The organism is Paenibacillus sp. FSL R5-0527, assembly GCF_038008055.1.
Taxonomy (GTDB): domain Bacteria; phylum Bacillota; class Bacilli; order Paenibacillales; family Paenibacillaceae; genus Fontibacillus; species Fontibacillus macerans.
In genome coordinates, this window is the sequence record NZ_JBBOYI010000001.1 from 4,837,883 (window position 1) to 4,851,544 (window position 13,662).

12 protein-coding genes are annotated in these 13,662 nt (G+C 56.0%); 5 read left to right on the plus strand and 7 right to left on the minus strand.

What is annotated here, in order from left to right:
* Positions 1 to 311: 311 nt before the first annotated feature.
* The 3 genes from rsgA to NYE69_RS21345 all read right to left on the minus strand — a co-directional run bounded on the left by rsgA (position 312) and on the right by NYE69_RS21345 (position 3,193).
* Positions 312 to 1,424: a ribosome small subunit-dependent GTPase A gene (gene rsgA / locus NYE69_RS21335; RefSeq protein WP_340927810.1), complete on the minus strand. Its 1,113-nt coding sequence runs from the start codon at positions 1,422 to 1,424 to the stop codon at positions 312 to 314.
* A gap of 497 nt (positions 1,425 to 1,921) precedes the next feature.
* A complete protein-coding gene (locus NYE69_RS21340; protein ID WP_316561793.1) occupies positions 1,922 to 2,626 on the minus strand; it encodes an HAD family hydrolase in 705 nt (234 codons plus the stop codon).
* Positions 2,627 to 2,722: 96 nt separating this feature from the next.
* Positions 2,723 to 3,193, minus strand: a complete 471-nt coding sequence (locus tag NYE69_RS21345; RefSeq protein ID WP_316561792.1) for a DUF3939 domain-containing protein — start codon at positions 3,191 to 3,193, stop codon at positions 2,723 to 2,725.
* A gap of 236 nt (positions 3,194 to 3,429) precedes the next feature.
* Between NYE69_RS21345 and NYE69_RS21350 the strand changes: the two genes are divergently transcribed.
* On the plus strand, positions 3,430 to 4,422 hold the full coding sequence (locus NYE69_RS21350; RefSeq protein WP_326044669.1) for a YpdA family putative bacillithiol disulfide reductase: 993 nt from the start codon (positions 3,430 to 3,432) through the stop codon (positions 4,420 to 4,422).
* Between the two features lie 59 nt (positions 4,423 to 4,481).
* Positions 4,482 to 4,934, plus strand: coding sequence for a DUF441 domain-containing protein (locus tag NYE69_RS21355; RefSeq protein WP_316561755.1), 453 nt, complete (start codon positions 4,482 to 4,484; stop codon positions 4,932 to 4,934).
* 160 nt (positions 4,935 to 5,094) lie between these two features.
* Here NYE69_RS21355 and NYE69_RS21360 read toward each other — a convergent pair whose 3' ends face one another.
* Both NYE69_RS21360 and NYE69_RS21365 read right to left on the minus strand, forming a co-directional pair.
* Positions 5,095 to 5,298: a hypothetical protein gene (locus NYE69_RS21360; RefSeq protein ID WP_340927817.1), complete on the minus strand. Its 204-nt coding sequence runs from the start codon at positions 5,296 to 5,298 to the stop codon at positions 5,095 to 5,097.
* A 57-nt stretch (positions 5,299 to 5,355) separates the two neighbouring features.
* On the minus strand, positions 5,356 to 7,122 hold the full coding sequence (locus tag NYE69_RS21365) for an ABC transporter ATP-binding protein (RefSeq protein WP_340927818.1): 1,767 nt from the start codon (positions 7,120 to 7,122) through the stop codon (positions 5,356 to 5,358).
* Between the two features lie 176 nt (positions 7,123 to 7,298).
* Between NYE69_RS21365 and NYE69_RS21370 the strand changes: the two genes are divergently transcribed.
* Complete coding sequence (locus NYE69_RS21370; RefSeq protein ID WP_036622444.1) at positions 7,299 to 7,802, plus strand: hypothetical protein; 504 nt, start codon at positions 7,299 to 7,301, stop codon at positions 7,800 to 7,802.
* Between the two features lie 87 nt (positions 7,803 to 7,889).
* On the opposite strand, the gene NYE69_RS21375 is transcribed toward NYE69_RS21370, so the two are convergent.
* Positions 7,890 to 8,192 (minus strand): HesB/YadR/YfhF family protein, encoded by a 303-nt coding sequence (locus NYE69_RS21375; RefSeq protein ID WP_128635483.1) that lies wholly within the window; start codon positions 8,190 to 8,192, stop codon positions 7,890 to 7,892.
* 454 nt (positions 8,193 to 8,646) lie between these two features.
* Between NYE69_RS21375 and NYE69_RS21380 the strand changes: the two genes are divergently transcribed.
* Together NYE69_RS21380 and NYE69_RS21385 are read left to right on the plus strand one after the other, a co-directional pair.
* Entirely contained in the window at positions 8,647 to 10,392 is a 1,746-nt protein-coding gene (locus NYE69_RS21380) for an ABC transporter ATP-binding protein (RefSeq protein ID WP_316561757.1), read from the plus strand.
* A 16-nt stretch (positions 10,393 to 10,408) separates the two neighbouring features.
* A complete protein-coding gene (locus tag NYE69_RS21385; RefSeq protein ID WP_340927820.1) occupies positions 10,409 to 12,481 on the plus strand; it encodes an ABC transporter ATP-binding protein in 2,073 nt (690 codons plus the stop codon).
* A gap of 106 nt (positions 12,482 to 12,587) precedes the next feature.
* Here NYE69_RS21385 and NYE69_RS21390 read toward each other — a convergent pair whose 3' ends face one another.
* Positions 12,588 to 13,469 carry a protease complex subunit PrcB family protein gene (locus tag NYE69_RS21390; protein ID WP_316561819.1) on the minus strand — a complete coding sequence of 294 codons (882 nt, stop codon included), beginning with the start codon at positions 13,467 to 13,469 and terminating at the stop codon, positions 12,588 to 12,590.
* Positions 13,470 to 13,662 lie beyond the last annotated feature (193 nt).

Sequence of the window (13,662 nt, forward strand, 5' to 3'; positions counted from 1 at the left end):
CGTTTACGACCCCCTTCCTGGATATCGTCGAAATGCAAAAGTGCAGGCGGTTTTTGTCGAAACTCCTCTAAATCGGTGGTTCAAAGGTAAAAGTGCATTTCATTTTCAACGTTTAGAGCAAAATTTCTCCCAAGCCCCTTTTTCAAATGCACTTTTGCATCTCATCGCCCGAATAGCCCGGATTCCCCCCCTTTTCAAATGCACTTTTGCAGTTGGTCGGCCAACATTCGAACCACTGAAATCCGCTATCTTGCCTGTATCTTACGGGGAGATTTCCCGGAAATCAATCACACCCATAAGCCAACTCCCGACTACTCCCACTCCTGCGCAAACCGCCGGCGCTGCTCCCCTTTGTCGCGGGGAGCGCCGCCTTTGCCGGAACCGGCCTTGGCGGCGCTTTTGCCGGCCCCGGCCTTGGCCGCGCGCTGCCGGCTTTGCTCTTTGGCGGCCTGAAATTTAAGCTCCCGCTGCGTCTTAAGGTAATTGTCCAGCCGTTTACGCTCAAGCTGTCCGGTGCGCAGCGCTTCCCGAACCGCGCACCCGGCCTCCTGCTGGTGCCGGCAATCGCTGAAGCGGCACGCCTTGGCCAGCTCCTCGATGTCGCTGAACGCTTCCGCCCAGCCGCCGTCATCGTCCCACAGCTGCAGCTCGCGCATCCCCGGCGTGTCGATCATGACCGCGCCCTGGGGCAGCACGAACAGCTCCCGGTGCGTCGTCGTATGCCGGCCGCGGCTGTCGTCCTCGCGTACGCTCTGGGTCCGCTGCATCTCCTCTCCGGCCATCCAGTTAAGGATGGTCGATTTTCCGGCGCCGGACGAGCCGGTCAAGGCGACCGTCACGCCCGGTTTCAGCAGCGCATCCACCTGCTCCCGCCCCCGGTTTTCCATGGCGCTGACCACGATAACCGGCACCCCGGGCGCGATTCCCTCCGTCTCGCTGACGTAACGCTCCGGATCGGGGCATAGATCCGCTTTGCTAAGAACGATCACCGGCGAAGCCCCGCTGTTCCACGCCATAATCAAATAGCGCTCCAAGCGCCGCAAATTGAAATCCAGATTCAGCGCGGCCACCACAAACAACAGATCGACATTGGCCGCGACGATTTGCTCGGCCGGTACCGAACCGGCGGCACGCCGGGAGATCCGGCTGGTACGCGGAAGCAGGCCGTGTATCACCGCATCCTGGCTGTCGTCCGCCAGAAAACGGAGCGCCACAAAGTCGCCTACCGCCGGAAATTCGCTGCGTTCGCCAAGCTCATGCTGCAGGCGGCCGGACATTTCCGCCCAGCCTTCGCCCCGCTCCGTAGCCACGCGGTATTTGCGTCCGTGGTCGGCCACGACTCTGCCCGGCCATACCTGCCCAAGGCCCAGCCCGTTTAATGCGGTTTCCCGCTCATGATTCCATCCTAAATTGGTCAAATTCAATTGGGTATTCCTCCTAAATGGTATCGTTCGGTTTGATTTTTCGCGGTCTCTTGGCGGATCTGCAGCAAGCTAAAACAGCGCAAAAAGACGCGAGGCTCATCGCCCCGCGCCCGCTTGGGAAGCCGCAGGAAAACCGGCTCCCATTCCCGCGCACACACGCTCATGCAATCGGAATTAGGGCACTGTTCCCTGCGCAGTTACTCCCGGCCGCCTAGCGAAATTCGCCGGCGGCCACAGCAAAAAGCCGCGGGACGACAATACGGTCCCGCGGCTGGGTAATCCTGCACCTTATGGCTAACTTTCGTTCATTAACAAAAGGTTAGCATTAGATGCTTTTCCGCCAAGCAGGCCGTACTTACGTCAAAAGTTTCATGAACATCAAGCTTAGACACATGGACTTTTTTCATAATTACCAGCCTCCTTCAAGATTTTGTATTCATCATATTGGATCGGGCAGGCTTTGTCAATCCTTCCACTTGTCAAATGCCCCTACCCGGTTATTGCTCCGTTCCCGCGAGTTCCTCCAGCAGTGGGGGAATTTCGTCCAACCCATGAACGGAACGCCAAGGTTCTCCTCCGGCCAGCTCCGCGTCCCAGGCATGTTTACGCCGCAGCCAGATCCCGCGAATCCCGACCTGTGCCGCCCCCCAAATATCGTTGCGGGGATGGTCGCCGACGATCACCGCCTTCTCCGGGGTTACGCCAAGCCGCTCCAATGCCAGCCGGTAAATTTGCGGATCCGGCTTGCGGATGTCCACGTCCCCGGATACGACGATCGTGTCAAAATACGGCCGCAAGTGGAGCAAATCGATTTTTCCGTGCTGCAAACGGCTTATTCCGTTGGTGATGATGCCTAACCGGAGGCCCCGCGAGCGGCAGGCTTCCAATGTCTTGGCCGCGTGATCCATCGCCTTGGCGTGGGTCATATAGTTGCGGTCATAATAAGCCTTTAGTTCCTCCAGGTCGGGCCGCTTCTTCCACGGCAAATGCTCGATCAGCTCCCGGAAGAAGCCCTCCTTCGGCCGATATCCGTCGGCGTCCCTCTCGATCATATAATCAATCAGCCTGTTCCGCTCCTCTTCTTCCAAGGCAGGCAACAGACATTCCCGCGCCAACTGTTCCGCAAACCGGCGAAACGTATGGTCCCGGTCCATCAGCGTATTATCCAAGTCAAACAACACCGCTTCCAGCTGCAATTTCAAGTTCCCTCTCTCCCCAACTTATTCTCTTTCTCTATTGTAAAACAGGCTGTCAAATGAAAAAAGCGCAGGGCCCTGATCGGACCCTGCGCGCAAGGCTCACATAACACGTCTGGGGCGGTGGGTTAGCAGCATCTCCTGCTCCGTAACATACAGCGGAAACGGCGGCATTTCCTTGAGGTAATGCTCCCGCATTAACAGCCGGTAATCCACCTGGAGCTCGCGGGACTGTTCCAGCACCGGAAGTTTCCCCTGCTCATCCATGTAAGTATCCACCGCAGGCTGAACCATGTCCAAGTAATAGGGAATCAGGCGGTCGGCTTCGTCAAAAATCTCATAGGTTTCCCTGGACAGAAAAAATCGTTGCTTCGTAATGCCGCCCAAATAACGCGACAATCGCTTCATTTCCAGACTTCCGTCAGGAAGCAGCAGCGATAACCGGTTTACGCCTTCGGGCATGTCGGCCTCAAAACGCAATACGGCCTGCCTCACCTCATCAAGCGAAACCGAAACGGTATCCGGGGCTCCGGCGCGAGTTGGTTTTGGTTTTCTTTTGAACCACGACAGCATGTACGGCACCTCCCTAAATCTATCAAATTCATGGCAAGCGCTTACAATATTAGTTTACTCCAAATTTTATGTTTTGAGACAGCCGCGCTTCAATTGTCACTCAATGGACACAACAAGGCCTGATTTCGCCAAAAAACCGTGAATGTCTGGCTATTCTTTGGCATTTGCTGTAGGATGGTATTGTTTTGAAAATTCTTTTTGAAAACCAAAAAAACCAACAAACACAGGAGGAACCCATGCAGGATGTCATCATCATCGGAGCAGGGCCATGCGGACTGTCGGCAGCGATCGAATGCCAGCGGCGCGGACTGCATGTGCTCGTTCTCGAAAAACATTGCTTAGTTCATTCCATCTACTCTTATCCAACCCATATGCAATTTTTCAGTACGGCCGAGCTGCTGGAAATCGGGGATGTGCCGTTTGCTTCCCCTAATGACAAACCTTTCCGCCATGAAGCGCTGGCCTATTACAGAAAAGTGAGCGGCTTCTACAACGTCCCGGTATCGGCCTATGAGGAAGCCACGGAAGTCCAGCGGCAGCCGGACGGTACGTTTATCGTGCGTTCCGTCAAACGCGGCGGTGAACATGCGGAGTACGCGGCACGAAATGTGATCATTTCGACGGGGTATTTCGATCACCCCAATATTTTGGGCATTCCGGGAGAAAATACCGATAAAGTGTCCCACTATTTCCAGGAGGCCCATCCGTATACCGGCACCAAAGTGACGATTATCGGCGGCAGCAACTCGGCCGTGGACGCGGCGCTGGAGCTCGTTCGCGTGAACGCCGAGGTCACCGTCGTCTACCGGGGTGACGATCTGTCCGGCAACATCAAGCCTTGGGTGCGGCCGATCTTCGAAAGCCTGGTCAACAAAGGCAAAGTAGATCTGCGGCTAAACTCCCGGGTGATAGAAATCCATCCGGATCATGTGGTCGTCGAGGCCAACGATAGCGGCGAAACAACGGCGCTGGTCAACGATTTCGTGCTGGCCTTGACCGGATTCCGTCCGGACCGCAAACTGCTGTTTGGCGCCGGGGTGGAAATGGCCGGCGATATGGAGAAGCCGGTGTTCGATCCGGAAACGATGGAGACGAACGTGCCGGGGTTGTACGTCGCGGGCGTCATTGCCTCGGGCCGCAACGCCAACGAGGTGTTTATCGAAACCGGGCGCGGCCACGGCAAGCTGATCGCGGAGCATATTTTGGCTTCCCGTTCCGCTGAAAAGTAACGCCCCAAAAGGGGCACGGCCCGGTTCGGATTTCTCCATAGGAGGAGGTGCAAAGCACCATGAATCAAATCGATGTCACGGCGCTGCTGCTGTTGCTTCTGGCCGCGCTCGGGATCTTCAGCAGCAATATGCCGATCACGGTGGCGATGATCGTCCTGCTGCTGCTGCGCGTGCTGCATTTGAACAGTATGTTTCCCTGGCTGGACAAGTACGGGCTGACGATTGGCATCATCATTTTAACCATCGGCGTCATGAGCCCCGTCGCTAGCGGGAAAATCTCGATCCAGACGCTGTGGGCATCTTTTCTCAACTGGAAATCGCTGCTCGCCATCGGCGTCGGCATGCTTGTCGCCTGGCTCGGCGGCCGCGGCGCGGCGCTGATGGGCAGCCAGCCGACCGTCGTGGCGGGGCTGCTCATCGGCACGGTGCTCGGCGTCGCCTTTTTCCGCGGCGTCCCCGTCGGCCCGCTGATCGCCGCCGGGATTTTGTCGCTGGTGATCGGGAAGCTGTAGCGAAGAACCGCAGAATTAAAAAAAGAGGATGTACCTTTAAACGTTACAGGTACATCCTCTTTTCATTGCTCAGTTCCGTTACGAAAGAGGATAGCGGAACTTTTTGTATCTATTTCCTCGTTGTGAAGGTTGCTTGGTAGAATAGGGGAAAATTATGGTCTTATTTTCTATCCAGCCGCCAAGAACTGTCTTGATTGCTCTCTTCTTCGAAAAAATTACGCCATTTTTTCCCTCTATTGCCCGCATTTTCGGTAAATGAACTGAAATAACGTACTTTTTTTCCGTTATTTGATAACTCCCTCCCGCCCCAGGCATTTCGCATCATACGACGTTTTTCCTGCAGCATTTCGCACCGGCCAGTCATTCAACCAGCCCCCCGCCGGCAATCGGAGCAGGCGGCCCGTCATCGTTGCCGAGTCTGTCATCCCCCGACCTCCACCGGGCTTAAATTCTGGATATTGTAGAGCTGCGCATACACGCCTTCCGGTTTAGCCATCAGTTCCTCGTGCGTACCGCGTTCGGCGATTTCGCCGTCCTTCATGACGATGATTTGGTCGGCATGGGTGATCGTGGACAGGCGGTGCGCGACGATCAGCGTCGTACGGCTGTGCGCAAGCTGCAGCAGCGACTGCTGGATCAGATGCTCCGACTCCAGGTCGAGCGCGGACGTCGCCTCGTCGAGGATGAGGATCGGCGGATCCTTCAGGAACACGCGGGCGATGGCAATTCGCTGCTTCTGGCCGCCGGACAGCTTCACGCCGCGTTCCCCGACCTCGGTGTCGTAGCCGTTTGGCAGCTGCATGATGAAATCATGCGCATTGGCCGCTTTCGCCGCGGCGATGACCGCCTCCTCGTTCGCGTCCGGGCGGCCGAACAAAATGTTGTCGCGCACGCTGCCGCTGAACAGGAAATTATCCTGCAGCACCATGCCGATCCGGCTGCGCAGGCTTTCCATCGTCCACTGCCGAACGTCCCGGCCCCCGACGACGACCTCCCCTTTCTCTATATCGTAGAAACGGGGAATCAAACCGACCAGCGACGATTTCCCGCCGCCGCTCATGCCGACGAACGCCACCGTTTGCCCGGGCGCCGCCGCAAACGAAATATCCTTCAGCACCCACTGCCCTTGCTCCTGGTACCTGAACCAAACGTTCCGGAACGCCACGCCGTGGCTGCCCCGGGGCAGCGCCGCCGCGTCCGGCGCATCGGTCATGTCGTACGGCTGCTCCAGCAGCTCCAGCACCCGTTCCCACGAGGCGGAGGCCTGCGTCAGCGTCGTCGACGCATTGATCAGCCGCTTGAGCGGCGCGTACAAACGGTCCAGGTAGCCGAAAAAGGCCACGAACGTCCCCAAGGTCAGATGCCCCTGAATCACCTGGTAGCCGCCGTATCCGATCACGAGCAGCGGCGCGATGTCGGTCATTGTGTTGATGATGGCGAACGTCCAGGCGTTCCAGCGGCTATGGGCCATCGCTTTTTGCAAATACTTGCCGTTGATCCCTTCGAATTTCTTGCGGTCGTGCCGCTCCAGCGCAAAGCTGCGGATGACCGAGATCCCCTGGATGCGTTCATGCAGATAGGCCTGAATGCCGGCCAAGGCCGCGGACCGGTCTTTGGTCAGCTTTTTCAGCCGCTTGTACAGCACCTTGACCGCCACCGCATACAGCGGAAATATCGCGATCGACACCAGCGCCAGCAGCGGGTTCAAATAAAACATAAACCCCAGCACGAACACAAGCGTAAACGTGTCCAGCCAGACATTCATCATTCCGACTTCGACGATGTTTTTCGTCTGCTCCGCGTCGTTGATGAAGCGGGAAATGATCTCCCCCACCTTCGTGTTCTGATAATACCTTAGCGATAGCCGCTGCAGATGCCCGTACAGCCGGTTCCGCAAGTCAAACAATATCCGCGCCGTGATAAACTGGGCGAAATACTGCCGCGCATATTCCACCGGTCCGCGGACGATGACGAACAGGAACAGCGTAATTCCCAGTACCATCATCAGCTGCGGCACCTTTTGCCCGGCCGCCATGCTCCCGTTCAGCAATATATCGTCCACCACGTATTTTTGCACGAGCGGGAGCAGCGACGGAATGCCGAACTTCAGCATGCCGATGAACAAGGTTAATATAATCCACTTCGTATAAGGCCGGACAAACGTAAAATAGGCTTTCCAATATTTCAATTTGCGTACACATCCCTCTCCTGCAATGGCAACATATCCCGATTTTGGGGATAAACGCCGATTTTCGTCAAGCAAAGCTGAATTTATAAACCGATTGTGGTATACTCCATTATAATTGATAACGCACTATGAAAATAATATAGCAACGAGGCACAGGCCGGTTTAGGAGGATGACCATGTCACGCCGATTTGTCATTGAAGCCGTGATGGTGGCGATTTATGGAGAATTGCTGGTGCCCCAGGCACCTGTTGAATATATTGTACCCTACACCACCGTCATGGAGCTCTATGAATTTCAAAACAGCCCGGAACCGTTGATGAACGATCCGGCCGACGATTTCCACGTCAAACAAAAAATAGCCGAGCTGATCGCTTATTTGGAGGAGCCGCTAAACCGCAAGAAGCTTGAACGCGCGTTAGGCGTTCCCTGGTCCAAAAGCCCGTCCATATTGTTCGGCGATAAAATATCCTGGACCGTCATCAACGCGGTCGACAATGAGCAATACGGCGAATTTCTCGACCCGATCGAAACGGAAATCGTGCTTACCGCACAGCGGGAGAACGCCCCGATTCTAACCGATCAATTGGAGCTGATCCGGCGGATCATCGAAGCGGAAATGCCGGTTCAAGTGTTTGATATCGGCGATTTTGAATTTGCCATGGAAGACAGCATTATCTGATTAGGAAAAATACAGAAAAGGCCCGTAAAGAACGGGCCTTGTTTCGTTATGGCATGCGGCTGCTGGCGCTGCCGGCCTTGCGGCCGGTCAGTTCGGTTGCGCCGCCTCGTATTTATATTCAATGTCGCCAAGCCCCTCGTCATACGTCACATTCAAATGATAGCCGTCCAAATACCACTTATCCTGGTCCTCCATGTAGAACGTGATGCCCTCCACCTCCGAAGTCAAGGCCGGCGATACCGGGCGATCGACTCCGATGCCAAGCGAGAACCCCGGATACAGTTTCCCCCCCGAGCTGTAGCGGGCGAAAAAGCGCACGGCTTGCCCGTTTTTCAGGTCCAACTCCCGCTTAAACCATTCGGCTGCTTCTTGTGTAACGTGGATCATCAGATTCTCCCCTCTCCTTTTTCTTTTATTGTAGACCAAACCGGGCCGATTGCCAAACCCTTGTTCGGAAGCGGGAAAAATAAAGTTTGACATCTTCTTGAATCCGGTGGTACAATCGGGAACATACGAATCGCATTTTCAAGTAATTACCAATGAAGAAAGGGTGAGCACGGTGTTCAAGTTCAAAGATTCCGATGTACGTCCGCGTACGGACCGTCTACAACCGAATACCGGAGCAGACCCTGCCCGCTTTACACGAACCAAGCGCTGACCACCCATTGTTATGAAGGGACGGATTCGGCGGCGAAATTATACGCGGGGCTGCTTTTGATAATAAAGCGGCGTACGCGGCATATGTTAAGGTTCTTTAAGGCATATCGTTTACGGACGGTATGCCTTTTTTGCCGTTTTTCAAGCTGTAGAACAACCTGGTATGGAAAAAGGAGGAAATCGCAACATGTTTTCGGTTCTGAAAAATTTGGGCTGGTTTTTTAAGCGTGAAAAGAGGCGCTACACCATCGGCCTGTTCCTGCTCATCGTGGCCGGAATCGCCGAACTCGCCCCGCCGCGGCTGCTCGGCAGCGCCATCGACGAAATCGTGGGCGGCACCGTAACTTGGGGCTCGCTCACGAAATATATTCTGCTCATCATCGGCTTTTTGCTGTTCATCTATCTGATCACCTACATATGGATGCATTCGCTGTTCGGCGGATCGAACCTGGTGGAGCGGCTGCTGCGCTCGCGTTTTATGAGCCATCTGCTGCGGATGACGCCGCCGTTTTTCGAGCGCAGCCGCACCGGGGATCTGATGGCCCGGGCTACGAACGACTTGCGCTCGGTCGCCCAAACCGCCGGCTTCGGGATGCTGACGCTCACCGACTCGACGGCGTATCTGGCGGTCATTTTTATCGCCATGAGCACGTTGATCAGCTGGAAGCTGACGCTCGCGGCGATCATCCCCCTCCCCTTTATCGCTCTGGCGATGAAGATTTACGGGAAGATCATCCATGAGCGCTACACGCTGGCCCAGGATGCGTTCGGGGATATGAACGACCAGGTGCTGGAATCGATCGCCGGCATCCGTGTCATTCGCGCCTATGTGCAGGAACGGAATGATGAGCAGCGTTTTGCCGACATCACCAACGACGTTTACCAGAAAAACCTGGCGGTCGCCAAAGTGGACGCCTACTTCGAGCCGACCATCCGGCTTTGCGTCGGGCTAAGCTATGCGATCGGACTGACGTACGGCATTTATCTTGTCTTTCATAACGAATTAACCCTGGGCGATCTCGTGTCCTTCAACATGTACCTGGGGATGATGATCTGGCCGATGTTTGCGATCGGCGAGCTGATCAACATTATGCAGCGCGGCGGTGCTTCGCTCGACCGCGTCAACGAAACGCTGAACGTCAAGCCGGACGTTCAGGACGTGCCGAATCCGGTGCGGGTGGAAACGCCGGAAACGATCGAATTCAAAGACGTCACGTTCCGTTATCCGACGTCGACCGTCAACAATCTGGAGCAGATCGACCTGACGATCCGGCGCGGAGAAACGCTCGGCATCGTCGGCCGGACCGGCAGCGGCAAGTCGACGCTGCTGAAGCAGCTGCTGCACGAGTATCCGCTCGGCAGCGGCGAGCTGACCGTCTCCGGCGTGCCGATCCAGGATATCTCGCTGAAGCAGCTGCACGGGTGGGTCGGGTATGTGCCGCAGGAGCAGATCCTGTTCTCCAAAACGGTCCGCGAAAACATCCAGTTCGGCTTCAAAGACGCGCCGGATGAAGTCATCATGGAAGCGATCCGCACCGCCGCCTTCGACCAGGACCTCGGCACATTGTCCGACGGGCTGGACACCTTGGTCGGCGAGAGAGGCGTGGCCCTTTCCGGCGGCCAGAAGCAGCGGGTGTCGCTGGCCCGGGCGTTTATCGCCAACCCGGACATCCTGATTCTCGACGACGCGCTGTCGGCCGTCGATGCGCGGACCGAAGCCCGGATCATCGAAAATATCCGCACCCGCCGGGCCGGCAAAACGACGCTCATCTCCACGCACCGGCTGTCCGCCGTAGAGCATGCCGACTGGATCGTCGTGCTGGAGCAAGGCCGCATCATTGAAGAAGGTACCCACGAATCGCTGCTTGCGCGCGGCGGCTGGTACCGCGAACAATACGAACGCCAGCAGGTGGAATCGAACCTGACTGACTAAGGAGGTGTCCTAAGTTATGCACGCCCATACGGAGAAATCGTTATTCAAATACGCTTTAACGGCCAAAAATACCTTTATACTCGCGCTCGTCATGCTGGCGATCGGCGTCGCCGCCGAACTCGCCGGCCCGTTTATCGCCCGCGCGATGATCGACGATCATATGCTGGCGATCGAACAGCCGTTTTACGAAACGGCAAGCCAGGACGAGAGCACCGTCCTTTACGACGGCCGGTACTTCAAGCGGGGCGACCGCTTTGCGGAAGGCGAAGCCAAAGGCGGTGAAGTGCGCGTGCTGCAAGCCGGAACCAGCTTCCTGTTCATCGGTGAGCCGGTCGCGGACGTCACCGGCGACCGCAGCTTTAAGGACGGCGTCCTAACCATCTCCCGCAAGGACGGCACCGTTAGCGAATATCCGGCGCAAAAGCTCAGCGCCTCTGGGCTGTTCGCTTTTTACAAACCCGAGGTTCCCGGCATTATTTCGCTGATTATATGGTACTTCGTTTTTCTGGCCGTCTCCATCGTGATGGAATTCGGCAAAACGTATTGGCTGCAATCGTCCGCCAACAAGGTCATCCGCAAGCTGCGCATGGACGTCTACGCCCACATTCAGCGGCTGCCGGTGTATTTCTTCGACAATCTGCCGGCCGGGAAAGTCGTATCCCGGGTGACGAACGACACGGAAGCGGTCAAAGATTTGTTTATTGCGGTGCTGGCGAACTTTTTTTCCGGGATTATCAATATGCTGGGTGTCTATGTGGCGCTGTTTATTCTCGACGTGCGGCTCGGCCTGATCTGCTTGTTCATCGTGCCGGTCATCTACCTATGGGTGGTGCTGTACCGGAAGTTCGCCACCAAATACAACACGATCATCCGCTCGCGGCTTAGCGAGATCAACGCGATCATCAACGAGTCGATTCAGGGCATGTCGATCATCCGCATTTTCCGCCGCGAGGCGAAGACGAAGGAAGAGTTCGAACACCTGAACGACGATTATATGAAACATCAGAACAAAATGCTGAACCTGAACGCTTTTACGTCGCATAACCTGGTGAACGTAATCCGCAACCTCGCTTTTGCCGCGGTGCTCTGGTATTTCGGTTCGGCACAGCTTGGCGGGGACAGCGTCATTTCGCTCGGCGTGCTGTATGCCTTCGTCGACGTGCTGGGGCGCTTGTTCCAGCCGATCACCGGGATGGTCAACCAACTGGCCGCGCTCGACACCTCGATGGTGTCCGCCGGGCGGGTGTTTGCCCTGATGGACGAACCTGGCGAAGACGTCACGGACGGCTCGATGCCGCGTTACAAAGGGAACGTGGAGTTCAGGGACGTATGGTTTGCTTATAAGCAGGATTACGTGCTGAAAAATATTTCGTTCGAAGCGAAGCAGGGCCAAACGGTGGCGCTGGTCGGGCATACCGGGTCCGGCAAAAGCTCGATCATCAACCTGCTGTTCCGGTTTTACGATCCGCAAAAAGGCCTGATCACGATCGATGGCCAGCCGGTGAAGGACCTGCCCAAGCAGTGGATCCGCCGGCATATGGGCATCGTGCTGCAGGACCCTTACCTGTTCACCGGGACGATTCTCTCCAACGTCACTTTGGGCGACGAGCGGATCTCCCGGGAAGCGGCGGAGCAGGCTTTGCGCGACGTCGGTGCAACGCGGATTCTCGCGCATCTGCCCAAAGGGCTGGACGAACCGGTCGTGGAAAAAGGCAGCACCCTTTCCGCCGGCGAACGCCAGCTGATCTCGTTTGCGCGGGCGCTTGCCTTCGATCCTGCTATCCTGATTCTCGATGAGGCGACCGCTAACATCGATACGGAAACCGAAGCGCTGATCCAAAACGCGCTGGAGGTGTTAAAGCGGGGCCGGACCACTTTCATCATCGCGCACCGCTTGTCCACGATCCGCAGCGCCGACCAGATCCTCGTGCTGCATCGCGGTGAAATCGTCGAGCGCGGCACCCACGATGAGCTGCTCGCCATGGGCGGACGGTACTATCAAATGTACCGCCTGCAGCACGGAGGCGCGGAAGCGCCCGGCGCGCCGGCGGCAGGCCAGCCCTGGGCGCCGGTGGCTAATCCGCGCTGACCGCGGCCTTCGCGCTGACAAAAAAACCTTCAAATCCGCTTATTAGGCGGTTCTGAAGGTTTTTTTAGATTAAAGATATCTGTAAATTTTCACATGTGCGTTTTGGTCAAGACAGCTTCTTAACCTCCACCGTATATTGGCTGGAGATGTACGTCTCTGCCCTCGTATCGGAAATGACCTGAATATAATTCATGCCCGGTTCAGGGGACAGCAGCTCGTAATAGACGGTGGCCTTGTCGCCGGAGAACTCCACTTTAGCTACACGGATGCCGTATCCCGGGTTCGGCTGCTCGGCGCGGGTGAGCACCACCTTGTTGATTTGGTCGTTTACTTTTTCGACTTGAAAGCTTACGTTATCCTGCATCCCCTGTTCGGCTTCCTTGTATTTATCGATGTATTCGGCCGCATTATATACAAGCCGGGCCGCTTCGATGCGGGTTATGGTATCCTGCGGATGGAATTTGCCCTGCTCGTCCAGGCTGGCGATCTTCATTAGCAGCAGCTGCTGGATGTGGCCCGAATATTCCACGGTGATCTGATCGGCATCGGCGATTTCAATGAACATTTTGACCATTGGATAGTCGCCAGTCGTACCTACGGCCTGCACCAAAATATCGGCAAAAGCTTCCCGCGTCAGCTCGGCGTTGGGGTCAAAGCCTTTGGGAAGCTTGATGCCGTTGTCTGCGGCGATCCGCAGCGCGGAGGAATACCATTCATCCTTGGCGGGAACCTGTGATTTGGCGGCGTCCTTCACTTTAAGACCAAGTCCGTTGACGATCATCGTCACCGCCTGTGCTCCAGTCAGTTTGCCCATGGGAACGAACTTGTCCGGCGTGATTCCTTGGATGATTCCTTTTTGCTGCAGTGACTCGGTAATACCGGCGTCATCTCCCTGCACATCGCTGAAAGCAGAAACGGAAGTCGTCAAAAGCAGCGAACCGGCCAGCAGCAGAGCGGCTGAAAGTTTCAATTTTGGCGTTTTTTTCATGTCTCATCACCTCTGTCCCCCTAGACGGGAGGCCCGCCCAAAAGGTTGCAGTAATTTCCGTTTCACAAATTTATGTGTGCTCGTTATTGATCGGCAGCAGACACTAGACACAGACAGCAGACACGGACAGCAAACAGTAGACGGTAGACGGTGCGGCTTAACGGTTATTTGGCTAATCCATTCGTTTGAAGTT